Consider the following 17,648-nt stretch of genomic DNA (forward strand, 5'->3'; position numbering starts at 1 on the left):
TAATATGCTTGAAAATAAAGCAAAATAAGGCCCGCATCCTCACTACAGAGGAAGCGGGCCTTATTCTATATAACAAAAGGATTACTCAGCCATAACGGTTTGTTCATTCAGTGTACTGGCAATAGGAACCTTCGTTGTAATCGCAACTTTGAGGAAGCGATTCTTCTCTTTTTCAATAAGAGTGAACGTAAGTCCTTCAAATTCAAACTCTTCTTGTACTTCCATTTCTGGCTGATGACTGTACAGCCATCCTCCAATGGTATCCCATTCGTCCGTATCAAGCGCAGCGGAGAAGAGATCGTTTACTTTCGAGAGTGACACTTTGCCGTCAAAAAGGATATGATTCTCATCCATGATTTGGATTTCTTCTACCTCATCGGCGTCAAATTCATCTCTTATTTCACCAACAATCTGCTCCAGCACATCTTCAATCGTAACCATACCTGATGTACCCCCGTATTCATCGACCAAGATCACAATATGATTGCCTTCTTGCTGCATTTTTTTCAGCAGGTCTTTGACCGGTGTGGTTTCATGTACTGCCGGAATCGGGTGAATCAAACTTTGAATATCAATCTTATTAGAATCGTTGCCGTAATAGTCCAGGAAAAATTGTTTCGTATGAATGATCCCGATAATATCATCCTTGTTCTCATTAACGACAGGAAAACGAGTATACTGTTCTTCTTTAATGATTGCGAGATTCTCTTCGACCGACTTACTGGCGTATAGACATACCATATCCGTACGTGGAACCATAATTTCTTTGGCTAACATCTCATCAAAAGCAAAGATTCGGCTTACATATCCAAACTCACTTTGGTTGATCATGCCGCTTTCGAAACTCTCATTAATGATGATCTGCAGTTCCTCTTCCGAGTGAGCTTCTTCTTGTTCCGAAGCCGGTTTTACACCAAATAATTTAACAAGCTGGTTAGCAGAGCTATTTAAGATGAAAATAAATGGGTACATCACTTTGTTAAACCAGATAATGGGTCCCGCAGTCCACATCGCCACGGTTTCAGCTTTGCGAATCGAGACGGTCTTAGGGGCCAGTTCCCCTACAACAACATGTAAGTAAGTAATCAGCATGAAAGCAAGTACGAAGGATATCACCGATCCTACGGATTCGGGTATTCCCCAGCTTTCTACGAGCAGCGGATGCAGAATTTTCTCAATCGTTGGTTCACCGAGCCATCCTAGTCCGAGTGAAGTGATGGTAATCCCCAACTGACAAGCAGACAGATAACCATCCAGATTGGCAACCACTTGCCTTACTGCGGCTGCTTTCTTATTGCCCTCCGCAATTAATTGATCCAGCCGACTTGTTCTTACACGTACTATGGCAAACTCAATGGCTACAAAAAAAGCAGAGAATCCAATGAGCACTGCCACCATTACTAAATTTAACGCGTACCTACTACCTTCGTCCATTTCACATCTCTTCTCCTTCATGATTTTAAAGTATATAAAAGTTTAACGAATATTATATCGCATCTTCCCTCTTATGACCAACTTGACATAAAGCCAAATCAGTGTTCTTAAGAAAAATAACTTTCCAACACGATATGTATAGACTTATATATATATTATTGAAACATTTTATTGGGTTCCGAAACCGATCACAGGTGGCCGAAAAGAGAATTCTATACAGATGGGTGCATGAAATACACTAAAGATTGTCAAACTGTATAGATGACTGTATTCAGTCGGTTTTATCAGATCAGAGGAGGAGCTTAGCGATGATAGGGACGGTTATCCTTTTTCTTATCCTGCTGTATTTGGTTCAGACGATGCTGCTGTTATTGCTGGAGTATAAGCGTCCAGAGAAAGCCGCTGTGTGGATCTTCATATCGTTCTGTCTGCCTCTGATTGGTATATGGTTGTATAGGGTTGCAGGAAGACCTTATGGCAAGAGTGCGTCTATGACAAGAGAAGAGCGGATGGTATGGAATGAGATGCATTCACAGATTTCTGGGAAAGTAAATCAGGTTACCTCCATAGAGGGCATGGAGAACAAAGAGTTTGCACATAACATGCGCCTATACAATCTATTATCAGAAATTCCTAATAGTTCAATCACGAACTGCAATCATACGGATTATTATGCGGAAGGAGATCCGTTATTTACGGTTTTATTTCAAGATATCAAAGAGGCTAAGAAACATATCCATCTCGAATTCTATATTATTCGGCATGATATTATGGGCACGATATTTCAAGATCTGCTGATCAAGAAATCGAAGGAAGGGGTCCAAGTGAGAATCATATGTGATGGGTTCGGAAGCAAAAGTCTGTCGAAACCCTTCATACAGCGGATGAAGGATGCAGGGGTAGAAGTTCATTTCTTTTTACCGCCGCTACACGCTTTAAAACTTAGGAAAATAAATTATCGAAATCATCGAAAAATCGTAGTGATTGATGGCAAGATTGGCTATACGGGCGGGATGAATATCGGTGATGAGTACAAAGGCGAATCGCTCAAATTGGGATTCTGGCGTGACACTCATATGCGTATGCACGGAGATGCTGTGTACTATTTGCAGATGGCTTTTATTAAAGATTGGAGGCTCGTGAGCGGACAGACCCTATGCTCTTCATTAGTTCCCGTTTTATTTCCTGAGCATCATTGTAAGGGGACGGAGCAGATACAAGTGATTGCGAGCGGTCCTGATGAGACTAGGCATCCCATCCAAGAGATGTGTTTTAATGCCATTGCAACGGCAAACTCAAAAGTGTATATTACAACCCCTTATTTTATTCCGGATGTAGCGCTGATGACGGCAATCAAAACAGCAGCTCGAAGCGGGGTGGATGTAAGGGTGCTTATTCCCGGGAGAGCGGATTACAAGATTGTGCTGCTTGCATCACTGTCTCATCTTGAAGAGTTAATGGAAGCGGGGGTTACGTTCTACCGTTATCAGAAAGGGTTTGTTCATGCCAAAGTGGTGATCGTGGATCAATTACTCGCAGCGGTAGGATCAGCAAACCTCGATATGCGCAGCTTCTACAGCAATTTTGAACTGACAGCAGTGATGTATTCTCGTAGTGCGTTAGACCAGCTGACAGCTGATTTTGAACAAGATTTACAGAATAGTAAACGAATTGAATTGGGTGAGTTCAAGCAACGTTCTCGGGCCTCCAAGTGCGCTGAAGTCGTATGTAGGTTACTATCTCCGCTGCTTTGATTGTATTTACCGGATTTCTAAAAGAAAAACAAGTTTCTAATCGTTTATCTCTGTTTAGCTGTCGTTTTTGTGACTTTTGTAACTTTGATATGTTATAATAGAGGTATCCAGTATGTCTTATGGCATAGAAAAAGTGAAAAGAAAAGGGGGAGTTCTATGTCAGAGATGACAACCAAAGAAATGGTGCCAAGTCAAAGTAAACAGACGAAGGCAAGCAGTTCTCCGCTAAGTCTGAAGCTTCTGCAACGAGCATTTTTAATCATTGTGGGAGCTACATTAATGGCAGTAGGTCTTGAAATTTTTCTTGTTCCAAATGGCGTTATTGACGGGGGGATTACGGGGATATCGATCATGTTATCCAAAATAACCGGTATGCCGCTGGGTATCCTGCTCACCGTACTTAACCTGCCTTTTCTCTTCATCGGCTATAAGCAGATCGGCAAGACATTTGCGATTTGTACCTTCTTCGGCATTGTAGTGATGTCGATCGGCACACAATTGCTGCACCACGTAAGTGCGCTTACGCCGAATGAACCGCTGCTTGGTGCTGTATTTGGCGGTGTTATCCTGGGAATTGGTGTAGGTCTTGTTATTCGTTCTGGCGGATCGCTGGACGGTACCGAGATCGTTGCTATTCTCCTTAGTGAAAAATCCCCCTTCTCCGTTGGACAGATTGTTCTGTTCATTAACTTATTCATCTTCGTTATGGCCGGATTTGTATTCGGATGGCCGAATGCACTGTATTCCATCATTGCCTACTATATTGCGATGAAGATGATCGACATCACGATCGAAGGTATGGATCAATCCAAATCGGTATGGATCATTAGCGACAAGTTCCGAGATATCGGTGAAGCACTTACCGACAGATTGGGACGCGGCGTTACATACCTCGATGGTGAGGGCGGTTTTAGCGGAGAAGAGAAGAAAGTAATCTTTGTAGTAATTACCCGACTAGAAGAAGCCAAACTGAAGAGTATTGTTGAAGATTGGGACCCGCATGCATTTCTTGCGATCGGTAACATTCACGATGTAAAAGGTGGACGCTTTAAGAAAAAAGGAATTCATTAATATATGAATCCATTTCACAGTTTCCATGTGTATGAGATGGATTCAATAAATAACAGCCCGGCTGTTCCTAAGTTTATAGGAACGCTGGGCTGTTTGTTTTTAGTAGAATAAGAACATTACATAGGATCTCAAGTCTTGGCCAAATGAGCGAGGAGAGGTTCTAGTGGCTGAGCAGGGAGGGCTGCGATCAGATCCCCTTTTTCGGCGAGGCGCGCTCCGATGTTTAGTAACGTGAAATCTTTGGGCGATACATCACGTGCTACTTCTTCCCATAAGAGAGGGGTAGAGACGGTTGCCTGTTCTCTTGCTCGCGGCGTGTAGGGGGCAGCAAGTGTTTTCCCTCCATAATGCTGTAAATAGTCAAAATAAATTTTGTCACCGCGATCTTTTTTGAGTCGCTCTAGGGTGAACAGCTTCGGATGTTTCTCACATACATACCTGCCGACAAAATGGCCGAGCATTCGAAGTTGTTCAAATGTAATCCCTTTGCTGATCGGAACAATGATTTGAACACCGGTTGCACCGGATGTTTTGGGAACGGACTGAACCCCGAGTGAAGAGAGTACCTGGCTTACAATATGCGCGGCTTCCATAATTCTTGGTTCTTCTTGAAGCGTAGGGTCAAGGTCAATCATCCATTCACATGGCAGACTGCTTCCTACCGCATGAAGAGAGGGGTGAAATTCCAGCGCAGCCAGATTGCCAAGCCATAGTAGTTCTGGCAGGCCGTTCAGCACAACGTAATTGATCTTCTCATGTACAGCTGTCTGAACAAAGGGCGGCAGCGGTTCGGGAGCGTTTTTCTGATAAAAGAATTCACCATGTACCCCATGCGGATAACGGATTGTGGTTAATAGCCGATTCCTACAGTAAGTCAGAAGGTAAGGCGAAAGCTCGGCTAGTTTCTGTAAATAAATCGCCTTTGTTACACCAGCCTCTGGCCACAGCGGTTTGTCGGGATTCGTAATAGTCAGGGTCTGGCCATGAATCTGAATACTTCCTTTTACCGTTCTAGCCATTACGAATTTTCCTCCTTCTGTGATAAAGTACAGTCCTTTGGCTGGATATGAGGGGCAAAGCTTTCGATAGTTGGATGACGCATCGTCCCCCCAGGTGTCCATTCAAGATAGGTGATGCGAACGACGATCTCAGGACGGATCCACAGAGCCCCTTGATATCGGCCTGGCAAATGATCAAAAGGCATTTCGCGGGTGAGAAGGGGCTGGATGCGTTCTGTAAGATCCCGCCACTCCTGAGCTGTGAATCTTCCGGTTCCGGCATGACCAATGTATGAAAGTACTCCATCCTCACGGTATAATCCGACAAGCAGAGAGTTGACGATATTGTCACGGAGCGTAACGCCGCCAATCACCGCATACAGGTCACCGTTTTTCTTGCGCTTCTGCCAGCGGTTATCTTTTCCGCCCAGCGCATAGGCACTCGTCAGATCTTTGACCACAACCCCTTCTAGCTGCTGCGCTTTGGTCGCTTCAAAGAGAGCATTTCCGTCCGGGAAATTCTGCACGAGTTGAACAAGAGACTGAGGTTTAATGATCTGGTTTAGCCGTTCCTGGCGTTCAGACAGCGGGAGATGAGTAATCCATTCTCCATTCAGATAGAGAAGATCAAATACCATATAGGTAACAGGTACACTTCGTAATCCTTGCCGTATACTTCGCTCGCTCCGAAGACTGTCCCGCCGCATGATCTCATGAAAAGAGGGTTTACCGTCCGTAAACGCGATGAGTTCTCCATCCAAAATAAAAGAAGAAGCGGATGAATATACATCCGCCTGACCGAGTTCCGGGTATTGTATTGTTCGATCGTTTCGCTTGCGGTTCACGAGGCGTACTTCCTCACCATCATAGTAAGTGAGCATTCGAACACCGTCCCATTTTACCTGAGCAATCCAGGGATGTCCTGAAGGAAACTGTTCGGTTCGAACGGGTTCAAAAGGAATGACGGGTGTAAGCTTCATATATCGCTTCTCCTTATGTGTAAGAGAGATCAGGCGTGAGTGATGCGGATCTGGATACCGAAGGGATCCATTACTCTAGCTTCCTCCGCTTTGCGGCTGACAGAGACTCCGTTCTGCTCAAGTCTTACGAGAGCTTCTTCATACACGGCCTGATTCTCAAAGATAATTGTAAAATAATCAATTCCAACAGCATCCGAAGGAACTTTCGGTGCACCTTTGCCTGCCCATACATTAAGACCAATGTGGTGATGGTATCCGCCTGCGGATGCGAAGAGGGCATGCATATAGCGGGAAGCGTCTACCACAATATCAAAACCGAGCAGATGATTATAGAAATGACGTGCTTCTTCTAGATCAGAGATATGAAAATGTACATGCCCAATGATCGTTCCTGCAGGCAGACCTGTAAAAGGTGTAACTCCCGCAAGTTGCAGCAGGCCTTGTACATCAACAGAATCTGTTCCCATGATGTAGTTATTATGTTCATCTTTCGTCCAAGTGCTTCTTGGACGATCGGCATAAATCTCAATACCGTGTCCATCCGGATCATTAATGTATAATGCTTCACTGACCGTATGATCGCCTTGACCTATCTCAATACCCGATTCTGCAAGATGTCGTAGTGCAATGCCGAGGGAAGTACGATCAGGCAGTAGAATGGCAAAATGGTATAGTCCTGCATGGCTTCTTGGTGCAACCTTTTTCGCATTCGGAATCTCTTCCAGAATAAGAAGCGGTGCAGATCCGCCCTTCGCTGTAAAGCTTGCACCATGTTCTCCGGTACGGGATAACAAGGTGAGACCAACCACTTGTTCATAAAAAAGAATGGACCGTTCCAAGTCGCTTACACGAAGTTTTACTTCACCGAGCACGGTATTTGGATGAATAGAATAAGTCATATGATAAATCCCCCTTATGTAAGTAAATCATTTAGATTAACTAAAAATAATATACTTAATTACTTTGTGTAAGTAAGTATAAAGTGTTAACCGATTTACGTCAATAAGAAGAATTTATGATCGATAGATTCTATTTTTATTACGCTCCGGATTCTTTCGTTTTGGCAGTTTTGCGTTTTTTTGGTTTTGGCGTAATGACAGGAGTCGTTTCTTCTGATTTAGCTGCAGCTGCCGTTTTCCGCGTCCGTTTCTTGGCTGGCGGTTTCCCTGGGTCAGTTGGTATCGGCTGCGTAGCTTCAATGCTTGCCTGAAGAGCGGCCATTAGATCAACAACGTTGGTCTCTGGTTTAGCAGGAGCTACTTTGAATTCTTCTCCCGCCACTTTATGCTGAATTGCATCAAGCAGGCGCAAGCGATAGTCATCCGTATATTTTTCAGGCTCAAAAGGGGTAGACAGCTGGTCAATCAGCATCTTAGCCATCGTGAGCTCCTTATCATTCACTAGAGTGTTCTCCGGAAGATTCGGAACCTGAGAGATGGGGCGGATTTCGTCAGGATAAAAAATTGTTTCGATCGCAAGACATTCATCTAATACACGAATGGCAGCGAGACTGCTTTTCGAGCGAATCGAGATTTTAGCAATACCAATCTTCCCTGTATCCCTCATTGCTGACATCAAGAGCTGATAGGCATTAGCACCCGCTTGATCGGGGGACAGATAATATGTTTTCTGAAAATAAATAGGGTCAATATCGGTTAAATTTACAAAATCAAGAATGGTAATATTTTTATTAGCTTGATCTGATAATTGCTCGAGTTCCTCTTTTTCAAAAAGGACGAATTTGCCTTTCTCGTATTCGTATCCTTTTGTGATTTCCTCCCATTTCACTTCAATATCACACGAAGGACATTTACGGATATAGGCAAGCGGACTTCCGCACACGTTATGAATGTAACGCATCGAGATATCTTTATCTTCTGTAGCCGAGAACATTTTGACAGGAACATGAACGAGTCCGAAGCTGATGGCTCCCTTCCAGACGGTATGCATGATTTCTCCTCCTCCTTCTACATCATTACATCATTTATCAATCCTGTTTTACTGCTATTATGGTCAAAAAAAGCCGGATCTATCCTGATTTCTGACGCATGATCTTCTTTTATAGCGGGCATAGTACATAAATCATTACTAAAGGGGGAAGCTATAAGATGACATGGGATGATTCGGATTCGCATGAAGGAAGAGATGGGAAAGATGGATGGGATCTTCCTGCTGAGTTTGGAGGACCGGATATGATTGCTGTCGACTTGGTGAACTGGGAAGCTGTTACTGCTCCTGAAGATGAAGTAGAGGAAACATTCGAGAATACCGCATTTGATGTTGATCGAATGGTGAATGAAGGGCTTGGCGGCGGCGAAGTTACACGGGATAACGGATATATTGGGGACAGTACGAGTGATGCTCTATTTGGTGAAAGTGAATTTCAAGTGGATGAGAAGAAAGGGGAGAAATAAGAATGGAAGCAGCACGCGCAAAAGCGATCTTTGAAGCGAAAGAAAATTATGCCGTGAAATTAGATGGAGAAAAACCGGTATGGATCGAGCATGTAGATCTAGATAATAAAATGGCAACAGTACAAATCGGAAATAATCCGCTCGATACGCATACCGTGAATGTAGAGCGACTTGTAGAAGGTTAACATTTATAATTACATGAGAATGCCATAAAGAGCAGAAGGTTAGGAGAACTCGGGGGAGAGGTAAGTTCCTTCGGGTTCTTTGACTTGTCTTTCGCCTTGCGAGTGATAGTGTGGAACTATATAATGAGATGAAGTATTTTGTTATCCTTAAGAAGGATAATGGACCGAAAGAAGGTTGGCACATTGGTACAAGAACATCAGGAATGGGTGTTTCACTCTAAAGGTGTACAAGATACAGACAAACTGGCGGCTGTCCTTGCGAAGTTAGCGGCTCCTGGAACCGTCATTGCACTTGATGGAGATTTGGGTGCGGGAAAGACAGCATTTTCTCAAAGCTTTGCAAGACATCTCGGTGTAGAAGGGGTTGTGAACAGCCCTACGTTTACACTGATTAAAGAATATAAGGGAAGACTTGCACTATATCATATGGATGTGTACCGCATTTCTCTAGATGAAGCCGAAGGACTAGGTCTTGATGAATATTTCTACGGAGATGGTGTAAGTCTGGTAGAATGGTCCAGCATTATCCCGGAACTATTGCCGGAAGCTCATCTGCATATTCAGATGGAAGTAACGGGAGCGGAAGAACGAGTGATTCGTTTAGATGGTTACGGAGCACCTTATGCTGCATGGTGTCAGGAATTAAGCAGAAGTGGAGTCGATAAGGGATGAACGAAGAACATCAGCCGCGTCAGCGGTTTTTGGTGCTTGATACATCGACAGCTGTGCTTGCCGCAGCGGTGATGTCAGAAGAGTCACTAGTAGCTGAAAGTAATACAAGAGCAGATCGTAATCATGCCGTGCATGTGGTGCAGGCTTTGAAGGATCTGATGGAGAATAATCAAATAACAAAAGAAGATATAGCTGGCATCGCTGTCGGCATTGGACCGGGTTCTTATACAGGGGTCCGCATCGCAGTTACGGCGGCCAAAACATTAGCGTGGGCTTGGGGCGTATCTGTAGCCGCTGTATCTAGTCTTGCAGCGCTTGCTTTAGGCGGACTTCATACTTATGTGAACGATACTAGTTTGGTGGAAAATCCTCAAGGGTCTCTGGAGAAGTCTGGCAGCCGCTACTGGGTTGTACCGCTGATGGATGCACGGAGAGGTCAAGCCTATACTGCGTTATTCGAAGGAGAAGGGGTAGGTTCTGAATTGCACCGAATGGAGCCTGATGCCATAAGGCTGGTTGATAGCTGGGTAGATGCGATTGCATCGCTGCTGAGTGAACTTCCTTCTTCGGATGCACCGGAGGGAATACTTTTTGTAGGAGACGTAGAGCCTCACCGGCAGACGCTTGAGAAACTTCAGACGATGCAGCCTGAAGTACAGATTCATCTTCGATCTTATGAGATGGAAGGGCGTTATGTTGGCAAGCTCGGAGCAGCGAAATTGCTTCAAGGGGAGCAGGAAGATATTCATACCTTACTGCCGAATTACACGCAGCTTGCCGAAGCGGAAGCGAATCTTCTACGTAAATGAAGGGAGTCGTAGAACTCTATGGATCGTAGAGAAGAGAAAGGACAGCTCGTTTTCCGGATGATGACGATGCAAGATATACCGGATGTCCTCAAGATTGAACAGGATTGTTTTACATTACCATGGACGGAAAGTGCGTTCGTGAATGAACTTACACATAACCATTTTGCGAAATACATGATTATGGAACTAGACGGTAAACCGATTGGATATGCAGGAATGTGGACGATCATTGATGAAGCCCATATTACGAATATCGCCGTACTGGAAGCGTACCGTGGCAGAAAGCTCGGAGAGAAGCTGCTTACGGAACTGATGAAGACTGCAGCCTATCTCGGAATGACACGAATGACACTGGAGGTCAGAGTCTCGAATACGGTGGCACAAGGTTTATATGAGAAAAAAGGATTCAGACCTTCCGGACTCCGCAAAGGATATTATTCAGATAATAATGAAGATGCAATGATTATGTGGGCTGATTTACCCGCAAGCGTGCATCTGGGTACGGAAGGAACAGAGGAAGGAAGTCTAAGAGATTCATGACACAATCGTCCTTACAAAATACAAGTTATATTCTCGCTGTGGAGACAAGCTGTGATGAAACGTCCGTTTCTGTAATTAAAAATGGACGCGAAGTATTGGTGAACCTGATTGCAAGTCAGATTGAGACACATAAAGCTTTTGGCGGGGTTGTACCGGAAGTTGCTTCACGCAAGCATGTTGAGGTCATTACGCTCATTATGGAGCAGGCTATTGAAGCATCGGGTATCCAGCCAAAGGAACTATCCGCGATTGCCGTTACGCAGGGACCTGGTCTTGTAGGTGCTTTGCTTGTTGGTATCGTTGCTGCCAAAACACTGGCGATGGCTCTTGATAAGCCGCTGATTGGAACCCATCATATTGCCGGTCATATCTATGCAAACCGTCTGGTGGAAGAGATTGAATATCCGGCGATGGCACTGGTTGTATCGGGGGGACATACAGAGCTTACTCATATCCCTTCGGAGGGAAAGTTTGAAGTGATTGGACGTACGCGGGATGATGCAGTAGGTGAAGCTTATGACAAAGTCGCACGGGCACTCGGTTGTCCTTATCCGGGCGGACCGCATGTGGACCGGATGGCTCATGAGGCGAAGACGGTAACGCCGCTTCCTCGGGTATGGCTTGAACCGGATTCTTATGATTTCAGCTTCAGTGGTCTGAAGTCTGCCGTGCTGAATATTGTTAATCAGGCATCGATGAAAGGTGAGACCCTTGATCGCAGCAGTGTGGCGCGCGGTTTTCAGGAATCGGTCGTTGAAGTGCTTGTCGAGAAAGCCGTTCGTGCGGTTCGCGCCTATGGTTCCAAGCAACTTCTGCTAAGCGGAGGGGTTGCTGCCAATAAAGGTCTGCGCAAGGCGCTCGAAGAACGCTGTGCCAAAGAAAACATCAAGCTTCTCATTCCGCCGATGGAATACTGTACTGACAATGCGGCGATGATTGGAGCAGCAGCCTACCTGAAATGGGAACGCGGCATGTTTTCCGATCTGAAGATGCAAGCAGAACCAGGCTTATCTTTGGAGAACTGGTCTGTAGAGTAAGATAGTAAAGGCGAAGAGTTGAGATTAATAAGAGTATGAGACCATCAAATAGTAAGATAAAACAGTAAAAATAAGATAAAGATCAAAAAGATCAAAAAGTCGACATCTTCTATAGATGATCGACTTTTCTTTTTATGTGGAAACCAATAAGCAGGATCAAAGCGATTAACTATAAAAAGGTAAATCTGTCAAGTTGTTAACAAAGTTATCCACATATCCGGAAGGAAATGGGGATAAACCCAAAAAATCGAGCAATATTACGTTTTCGCAAATAAATGAAAATAACGAAAAATCTTAACATTCATATGTAAGGTAAATTGTGGATAATGTGGATAGAATAGTGGATAAAATTGGGTTTTCTATGAAAATGGCTTTATAAAGCCAAAAAAACAGCCCAAAGGGCTGTTAAATTGGATTTGTTATCCACTTTTTCTGTGGATAAAATTGTTAATTAATTCTTCATACTGTAAATATGTCAATTTAAAGATTTATTTTTTGCTATTCCGCGAGTTCTTCCCACTCTGCATAGACTTCGCTGAGCTTGTTCTTCCAAGTTTCGATGGACTGCTGAATTTCTTGTAGTTTCATGTAATCTTGATAGATCTCCGGCTTCGCCATTTCTGCTTGCTCTTCTTCAATCTTACTTTCGATATCCGCAATTTGTTCTTCAAGACTCTCCAACTTGCGCTGTCTGTTCCGCTCCTCCCGCTTTGCCTGCTTCTCCGCTTGGAAGAGATCAGCTCCAGATTTTTCAGCAGTGGAAGAAGATGGTGTACTCTGTTTCGTTGTTGCTGCCTTTAGTTCTTTACGTTCCTGCTCGATTTCTTCAAGTTCCTGTTTCTTCGCCACATAGTCATCATAATTTCCTAGGAAATGCTGTGTTCCTTTTGGATGCAGTTCGACAATGCGTTCTGCCATTTTGTTAAGGAAATAGCGGTCATGTGAAATGAAGAGCAGGGTTCCTTCGTAATCGATCAGTGCGGATTCAAGTACTTCTTTGCTGAATAAGTCCAAATGGTTCGTCGGCTCATCGAGTATGAGTACATTGGATTCTTGCAGCATGAGCTTCGCTAACGATACACGGGCTTTTTCCCCGCCGCTCAGTGCACTGATTCGCTTCTGTACATCATCTCCGCTGAAGAGGAAGTTACCAAGTACAGTACGAATACGTGCTTCTTCCATATGTGGATATTCACTCCACAATTCTTCGAGTACCGTGTTTTTATCATTGAGATTCGTCTGTTCCTGATCATAGTATCCAAGTTTAATCTTGGTACCCCAATCGATCTGACCTGAGCGAGGGGTCATCTGTCCTGTCAGGCATTTCAGCAGTGTGGATTTTCCGATTCCATTCGGTCCAATGAGAGCAACCGTTTCTCCTCTGCGCAGATCCATATCGGCATGTTCGAAGAGGGGCTGGCTTTCTTTATCAAAAGCGACAGATAAGTCCCGTACATGCAGTACTTCTTTTCCAGACATATAAGCAATATCAAAAGAAAAATGGGCCCGTTTCAGATCGCCTTGTGGCCGATCCATGACTTCCATTTTATCCAGTGCTTTGCGCCGGCTTTGGGCGCGTTTGGTAGTGGAAGCACGCACAATGTTTCGCTGAATAAATTCTTCCATCTTGGAGATTTCATCTTGCTGTTTCTCATATTGTTTCATCTGAGCTTCGTATTCTGCTGCTTTGATCTCCATATAACGGCTGTAATTCCCCGTATACTTGCGGGAACGATGCCGCTCAATTTCCACAATTCCAGTAACAAGCCGATCAAGGAAATACCGGTCGTGAGAGACGACTAAGATGGCGCCTGAATATCCGCGAAGATAATCCTCGAGCCAAGTCAGTGTTTCAATATCTAGATGGTTCGTCGGCTCATCCAGCATAAGCACATCAGGAGCTTGAAGGAGAATTCGGGCTAGAGCAAGTCTTGTCTTTTGTCCACCGCTGAGAGTAGAAATTTTCGTATCCACAGGAAATTCACCGAATCCCATCCCGTGGAGGACACTTCGAATCCGTGTTTCAATCTCATAGCCGCCATGATCTTTGAACCAGTCTTGACGTACGGCGTAACGCTCCAGCAGATCGGCATATTTTTTCTCATCATTCATTTCTTTTGGATCAGCAATTCGCTGTTCCATCAGTCTCAGTTCCGCTTCAGCTTCCGTAAGGTGAGCAAAAACTTTCAGCATCTCTTCCCAGATGGTTCCATCCGATTCCAGTCCGCTGTTTTGGGCGAGGTACCCAATGGTTGTTTCTTTGGCTTTGAAGATCTGACCGCCGTCATAGGACATTTCACCCGCCAAAATTTTCAGTAGAGTAGATTTTCCTGCACCATTGACCCCTACAAGCCCAATCCGTTCACGTTCTAATATCTGCAGGCTGACACCTTCAAGAATGCTGTCTATGCCATATCGTTTTATAATTCCAGATGCTTGAAAAAGCATGATATTTCCTCCTGTCTAGAAAGCAATAAACTAGTCCTAGTTTACATGAAAAAGAGAGGCTTTGCACCGCTTAGAACAAGTTATAACCGAAGTTACCCGTCCGCCCTTGATAAAAAGGTTTGAACTTTGTCTCGCTTATAGTCTTTTCATGAAATAGGTGATAAACTTAAAGTTAGAAAAAGCCGAATTGTGATTCCCATTAGTGATCGTCAGCAAGTGGTGATGAATGCTAGTAAACAGGTTGTGAATAACCACTATTCGCACGACGGATAAAACGGAGGGATAGTGGATGGAAGTACATCTGGACAAGCTCCAGTTAAAAAAGCAACTTCGAAGAAGAATGCTTGCGGTGCGCGAAGCACTGCCGCCTGATCAGCGTTCAGAAGCATCAAGGCAGATATGTAAGTATGCCACTCAGGAGATGGACCTTTTGCGCAGCAAGCTTGGGCAGAAGAATCTAACTCTTTTTCTATATATGACTTTTGGTAGTGAAGCCGATACTTTTATGCTATTGACGAAGGCGCTGGCCCAAGGAGACACGGTCCTCGTGCCCAAGGTAAGAAAAGATTCGAGGCTTATGGAGCTTCGAGAAATCAGGCAGATGACAGACGTGGAGCCGGGAACCTGGAATATTCCTGAGCCGACAGATCATACCCCGGTTTATCCTGTAGAGAGATGGCCGGAGATGGATCTTGTCATTGTTCCAGGACTTGCCTATGACCTTAGTGGAGGAAGAATTGGATACGGTGGAGGGTATTACGACCGCTTTGCCGAAAAGATGTATATGGAAGTTCAGAAAAAGCAGATCGAAGGCCAAAATGTAACCTTACCCCTATATGCAGGGCTTGTCCTTCCGGGACAGCTGCTTCCACCAAATGATATTCCTATGGAACCGCAGGATTTTAGACTGAACCTTCTTTTTACAGAGAAGGGTGTTTTACATACTCAAATAAAAGGAACGTGATGGAACATGGATGCGAAATCACAAAGCGGACAGAATGAAAGACAGCAACTGACTCATTTTAATGAGCAGGGACGTGCGAGAATGGTGGATATCTCGGGTAAAGAGGTTACGGTTCGTACCGCGGTCGCACAGTCAAAGATCACAATGAATGAAGCAACGCTTCAGGCGATTAAGGCAGGTACGGTAGGAAAAGGGGATGTACTGGCCGTTGCACAAGTGGCCGGAATTCAGGCTGCCAAGCGTACTTCCGATTGGATTCCGATGTGTCACCCGCTGCCGCTTACGGGTGTTAACATTACTTTTGCAGATAACGGAGAACGCGAACTGTATATTGAAGTGTCCGTTAAGACAGAAGGAAAAACAGGAGTGGAGATGGAGGCTCTAACAGCTGCATCGGCAACTGCACTCACCATTTACGATATGTGTAAGGCGATGCAGAAAGATATGATAATAGGTCCAACACTGCTGAGTTCCAAAACAGGCGGTAAAAGTGGGGACTATAAATTCAAATAGAGGGATGGGTGATCTTATGTTGTGGAAAACAGCGATCCTTACAGCAAGTGATAAGGGAGCGAGAGGAGAGCGGGAAGACACGAGTGCGCAGGTCATCCGTGAACTTGTCGAAGAAGAACTGGGCGGTGAAATTATTGAATACCGCATTGTGCCTGATGAACCAGACGAGATCATTGCTGCGTTGATCGAAATGACGGATTATTTTCATGCGGATCTTGTTCTTACCACAGGCGGGACTGAGCTTGCGATTCGAGATGTTACACCAGAAGCTACGCGCAGAGTCATTGACCGTGAAGTACCAGGTATGGCAGAGGCCATGCGGATGACGGTGCTGCAGAAGAACCGGGGAGCTATGCTCTTTAGAGGAATCTGCGGTATTCGCGGAAGAACACTAATTGTAAATTTACCGGGAACTCCTAAGGGTGTGCACGAGAATCTCGCAGCTATAATGGACCAGCTCCCTGAGGCACTTTTGATGGTTACAGGACAATTTAGACAGTAAACATGATGGTTGTGTATTCCTTCCTTTTTCTTGTAAATACGGCTATGTATGTGATTACATTTGTGGTATGATTTCATGTAGATGGATGATTATGGATGGTAATCCATATGTATAGTACAACAAGAAGGAGGGGTATACATGCCAAATATCGGAGGAACGGGTTTTATCTTGCTTGTCATTGTTGCCTTGTTGTTATTCGGACCTAACAAGCTTCCTGAACTGGGACGAGCTGTCGGTAGAACGTTCCGTGAATTTAAGAATGGTGCTCAAGAGATCATGTCAGATGAATCTTCATCCCGTAAGGGATCTTCAGCAAGTGAAGTAAAGTCAGCTGAAGCAGCGACGGTTCAGAAAACAGAGGATAAGCGCCTGCCAGAGTAATCTATATATCTTATGCATGCGCGCTTTAAGTCAGGGTGCCTTGCTAAGTGCTTGTTTCAAGCAAAATTAGGATCCCTTCTTTGTAAGAAGGGTTTTGTTTTTTCTTCTAGCTGATGAGCAGAGAGAGGGAGTGTTACGATGTCTGAACATGAAGAAGGCATGACGCTGGTGAGTCATTTGGGGGAACTGCGAAGACGTCTTGTCGCTGTACTGGTCGTTCTTCTGCTCGGACTGATTGGCGGTCTATTTATCAGTGACCCGATCTATCAATATTTGACAGCATATGGGCCTCTTCCGGGTATTGAACTGCATGCCCTCACGCTATGGGATGGACTTGGGATGTATATGAAGATTGCCCTGATTTTTTCCCTCGTTATTACGTTGCCTTTTACTGCCTATCAGATTTGGAAATTTGTGAGTCCAGGTCTGACGCAGAGTGAGCAAAAAGCGACTGTACGTTATATTCCTTTTGTCTTTTTGTTGTTCTTATTAGGAATTGCTTTTTCCTACAAAATATTGCTGCCGATGGCTACCTCTTTTACAAGCAGTATTAATCAGAATCTTGGTCTTGTCGAAACGTATGGGATGGCACAATATTTTACGTTTATGTTTAATCTAATCCTGCCTGTATCACTGTTATTTGAATTGCCTGTTGTGGTTATGTTTCTGACGAAACTGCGGATTCTCAATCCACTGCGTTTACGTAAAATGCGCCGGATCTCCTATTTTGCACTTGTATTTATTGCTGTATTTGTAACCCCGCCTGATTTTATTTCCGATATTTTGGTTACAATTCCTTTGATTCTGCTTTACGAGTTCAGTGTCTTTCTGTCGTCTGTTGTTTACCGGAAGCAGCTCGAAGAGACTGAGGAATACGAATCGAGATATGTGAAGGTTGATGCAGGGGAGAAGATATAGGATGGAGCATAATTTTTACAGGATTGGA

19 protein-coding genes are annotated in these 17,648 nt (G+C 44.4%); 13 read left to right on the plus strand and 6 right to left on the minus strand.

Going from position 1 to position 17,648, the window contains the following annotated elements:
• Positions 1-81: 81 nt before the first annotated feature.
• The gene (locus PV403_RS00495; RefSeq protein ID WP_332083275.1) at positions 82-1,434 is read right to left on the minus strand and encodes a hemolysin family protein; all 1,353 of its coding nucleotides are present in this window, start codon (positions 1,432-1,434) and stop codon (positions 82-84) included.
• A gap of 308 nt (positions 1,435-1,742) precedes the next feature.
• On the opposite strand from PV403_RS00495, the gene cls reads away from it, so the two are divergent.
• Together cls and PV403_RS00505 are read left to right on the plus strand one after the other, a co-directional pair.
• On the plus strand, positions 1,743-3,188 hold the full coding sequence (gene cls / locus PV403_RS00500; RefSeq protein WP_213532909.1) for a cardiolipin synthase: 1,446 nt from the start codon (positions 1,743-1,745) through the stop codon (positions 3,186-3,188).
• A gap of 180 nt (positions 3,189-3,368) precedes the next feature.
• Positions 3,369-4,259 carry a YitT family protein gene (locus PV403_RS00505; protein WP_249717256.1) on the plus strand — a complete coding sequence of 297 codons (891 nt, stop codon included), beginning with the start codon at positions 3,369-3,371 and terminating at the stop codon, positions 4,257-4,259.
• Positions 4,260-4,387: 128 nt separating this feature from the next.
• Here the strand turns inward: PV403_RS00505 and ligD are convergent, their stop codons facing one another.
• From ligD to ku, 4 genes are all read right to left on the minus strand, one after another.
• Positions 4,388-5,278, minus strand: coding sequence for a non-homologous end-joining DNA ligase (gene ligD, locus PV403_RS00510; protein ID WP_332083276.1), 891 nt, complete (start codon positions 5,276-5,278; stop codon positions 4,388-4,390).
• Positions 5,278-6,237 carry an ATP-dependent DNA ligase gene (locus PV403_RS00515; protein ID WP_213532912.1) on the minus strand — a complete coding sequence of 320 codons (960 nt, stop codon included), beginning with the start codon at positions 6,235-6,237 and terminating at the stop codon, positions 5,278-5,280. The genes ligD and PV403_RS00515 overlap by 1 nt, the downstream gene beginning before the upstream one ends.
• 29 nt (positions 6,238-6,266) lie before the next feature.
• Positions 6,267-7,136 carry a VOC family protein gene (locus PV403_RS00520; protein ID WP_332083277.1) on the minus strand — a complete coding sequence of 290 codons (870 nt, stop codon included), beginning with the start codon at positions 7,134-7,136 and terminating at the stop codon, positions 6,267-6,269.
• Positions 7,137-7,275: 139 nt separating this feature from the next.
• Positions 7,276-8,187, minus strand: a complete 912-nt coding sequence (gene ku / locus PV403_RS00525) for a non-homologous end joining protein Ku (RefSeq protein ID WP_213532914.1) — start codon at positions 8,185-8,187, stop codon at positions 7,276-7,278.
• Positions 8,188-8,345: 158 nt separating this feature from the next.
• On the opposite strand from ku, the gene PV403_RS00530 reads away from it, so the two are divergent.
• The 6 genes from PV403_RS00530 to tsaD all read left to right on the plus strand — a co-directional run bounded on the left by PV403_RS00530 (position 8,346) and on the right by tsaD (position 11,894).
• Positions 8,346-8,651, plus strand: coding sequence for a hypothetical protein (locus tag PV403_RS00530; RefSeq protein ID WP_332083278.1), 306 nt, complete (start codon positions 8,346-8,348; stop codon positions 8,649-8,651).
• 2 nt (positions 8,652-8,653) lie between these two features.
• The gene (locus PV403_RS00535) at positions 8,654-8,836 is read left to right on the plus strand and encodes an H-type small acid-soluble spore protein (RefSeq protein ID WP_332083279.1); all 183 of its coding nucleotides are present in this window, start codon (positions 8,654-8,656) and stop codon (positions 8,834-8,836) included.
• A gap of 183 nt (positions 8,837-9,019) precedes the next feature.
• Positions 9,020-9,508: a tRNA (adenosine(37)-N6)-threonylcarbamoyltransferase complex ATPase subunit type 1 TsaE gene (tsaE, locus tag PV403_RS00540; RefSeq protein ID WP_374705809.1), complete on the plus strand. Its 489-nt coding sequence runs from the start codon at positions 9,020-9,022 to the stop codon at positions 9,506-9,508.
• Positions 9,505-10,317, plus strand: a complete 813-nt coding sequence (gene tsaB, locus PV403_RS00545; RefSeq protein WP_332083280.1) for a tRNA (adenosine(37)-N6)-threonylcarbamoyltransferase complex dimerization subunit type 1 TsaB — start codon at positions 9,505-9,507, stop codon at positions 10,315-10,317. The genes tsaE and tsaB overlap by 4 nt, the downstream gene beginning before the upstream one ends.
• An 18-nt stretch (positions 10,318-10,335) precedes the next feature.
• Entirely contained in the window at positions 10,336-10,857 is a 522-nt protein-coding gene (rimI, locus tag PV403_RS00550; protein ID WP_332083281.1) for a ribosomal protein S18-alanine N-acetyltransferase, read from the plus strand.
• A complete protein-coding gene (gene tsaD, locus PV403_RS00555) occupies positions 10,854-11,894 on the plus strand; it encodes a tRNA (adenosine(37)-N6)-threonylcarbamoyltransferase complex transferase subunit TsaD (protein ID WP_332083282.1) in 1,041 nt (346 codons plus the stop codon). The genes rimI and tsaD overlap by 4 nt, the downstream gene beginning before the upstream one ends.
• 498 nt (positions 11,895-12,392) lie before the next feature.
• Here the strand turns inward: tsaD and PV403_RS00560 are convergent, their stop codons facing one another.
• A complete protein-coding gene (locus tag PV403_RS00560) occupies positions 12,393-14,342 on the minus strand; it encodes an ABC-F family ATP-binding cassette domain-containing protein (protein ID WP_332083283.1) in 1,950 nt (649 codons plus the stop codon).
• 289 nt (positions 14,343-14,631) lie between these two features.
• Between PV403_RS00560 and PV403_RS00565 the strand changes: the two genes are divergently transcribed.
• The 5 genes from PV403_RS00565 to tatC all read left to right on the plus strand — a co-directional run bounded on the left by PV403_RS00565 (position 14,632) and on the right by tatC (position 17,620).
• Positions 14,632-15,306: a 5-formyltetrahydrofolate cyclo-ligase gene (locus PV403_RS00565; protein ID WP_332083284.1), complete on the plus strand. Its 675-nt coding sequence runs from the start codon at positions 14,632-14,634 to the stop codon at positions 15,304-15,306.
• A 6-nt stretch (positions 15,307-15,312) separates the two neighbouring features.
• A complete protein-coding gene (gene moaC, locus PV403_RS00570) occupies positions 15,313-15,819 on the plus strand; it encodes a cyclic pyranopterin monophosphate synthase MoaC (RefSeq protein ID WP_332083285.1) in 507 nt (168 codons plus the stop codon).
• A 16-nt stretch (positions 15,820-15,835) separates the two neighbouring features.
• Entirely contained in the window at positions 15,836-16,321 is a 486-nt protein-coding gene (locus PV403_RS00575) for a MogA/MoaB family molybdenum cofactor biosynthesis protein (protein WP_160032308.1), read from the plus strand.
• 138 nt (positions 16,322-16,459) lie between these two features.
• The gene (gene tatA / locus PV403_RS00580; protein ID WP_332083286.1) at positions 16,460-16,702 is read left to right on the plus strand and encodes a twin-arginine translocase TatA/TatE family subunit; all 243 of its coding nucleotides are present in this window, start codon (positions 16,460-16,462) and stop codon (positions 16,700-16,702) included.
• Positions 16,703-16,840: 138 nt separating this feature from the next.
• Positions 16,841-17,620, plus strand: coding sequence for a twin-arginine translocase subunit TatC (gene tatC, locus PV403_RS00585; protein ID WP_332083287.1), 780 nt, complete (start codon positions 16,841-16,843; stop codon positions 17,618-17,620).
• Positions 17,621-17,648 lie beyond the last annotated feature (28 nt).

It is taken from the genome of Paenibacillus sp. GYB006, from assembly GCF_036577645.1.
In the GTDB taxonomy this organism is placed as follows: Bacteria; Bacillota; Bacilli; order Paenibacillales; family Paenibacillaceae; genus Paenibacillus.

What these genes read in the sequence shown, in the direction of transcription:
- rimI (WP_332083281.1), top strand. Translation starts at nt 10,336, where the DNA reads ATGGATCGTAGAGAAGAGAAAGGACAGCTCGTTTTCCGGATGATGACG.
- PV403_RS00575 (WP_160032308.1), top strand. Translation starts at nt 15,836, where the DNA reads ATGTTGTGGAAAACAGCGATCCTTACAGCAAGTGATAAGGGAGCGAGA.
- ku (WP_213532914.1), bottom strand. Translation starts at nt 8,187, where the DNA reads ATGCATACCGTCTGGAAGGGAGCCATCAGCTTCGGACTCGTTCATGTT.
- PV403_RS00520 (WP_332083277.1), bottom strand. Translation starts at nt 7,136, where the DNA reads ATGACTTATTCTATTCATCCAAATACCGTGCTCGGTGAAGTAAAACTT.
- PV403_RS00530 (WP_332083278.1), top strand. Translation starts at nt 8,346, where the DNA reads ATGACATGGGATGATTCGGATTCGCATGAAGGAAGAGATGGGAAAGAT.
- tatA (WP_332083286.1), top strand. Translation starts at nt 16,460, where the DNA reads ATGCCAAATATCGGAGGAACGGGTTTTATCTTGCTTGTCATTGTTGCC.
- tsaD (WP_332083282.1), top strand. Translation starts at nt 10,854, where the DNA reads ATGACACAATCGTCCTTACAAAATACAAGTTATATTCTCGCTGTGGAG.
- PV403_RS00535 (WP_332083279.1), top strand. Translation starts at nt 8,654, where the DNA reads ATGGAAGCAGCACGCGCAAAAGCGATCTTTGAAGCGAAAGAAAATTAT.
- moaC (WP_332083285.1), top strand. Translation starts at nt 15,313, where the DNA reads ATGGATGCGAAATCACAAAGCGGACAGAATGAAAGACAGCAACTGACT.
- PV403_RS00560 (WP_332083283.1), bottom strand. Translation starts at nt 14,342, where the DNA reads ATGCTTTTTCAAGCATCTGGAATTATAAAACGATATGGCATAGACAGC.
- PV403_RS00495 (WP_332083275.1), bottom strand. Translation starts at nt 1,434, where the DNA reads ATGGACGAAGGTAGTAGGTACGCGTTAAATTTAGTAATGGTGGCAGTG.
- ligD (WP_332083276.1), bottom strand. Translation starts at nt 5,278, where the DNA reads ATGGCTAGAACGGTAAAAGGAAGTATTCAGATTCATGGCCAGACCCTG.
- tsaB (WP_332083280.1), top strand. Translation starts at nt 9,505, where the DNA reads ATGAACGAAGAACATCAGCCGCGTCAGCGGTTTTTGGTGCTTGATACA.
- PV403_RS00565 (WP_332083284.1), top strand. Translation starts at nt 14,632, where the DNA reads ATGGAAGTACATCTGGACAAGCTCCAGTTAAAAAAGCAACTTCGAAGA.
- PV403_RS00505 (WP_249717256.1), top strand. Translation starts at nt 3,369, where the DNA reads ATGGTGCCAAGTCAAAGTAAACAGACGAAGGCAAGCAGTTCTCCGCTA.
- tatC (WP_332083287.1), top strand. Translation starts at nt 16,841, where the DNA reads ATGTCTGAACATGAAGAAGGCATGACGCTGGTGAGTCATTTGGGGGAA.
- cls (WP_213532909.1), top strand. Translation starts at nt 1,743, where the DNA reads ATGATAGGGACGGTTATCCTTTTTCTTATCCTGCTGTATTTGGTTCAG.
- PV403_RS00515 (WP_213532912.1), bottom strand. Translation starts at nt 6,237, where the DNA reads ATGAAGCTTACACCCGTCATTCCTTTTGAACCCGTTCGAACCGAACAG.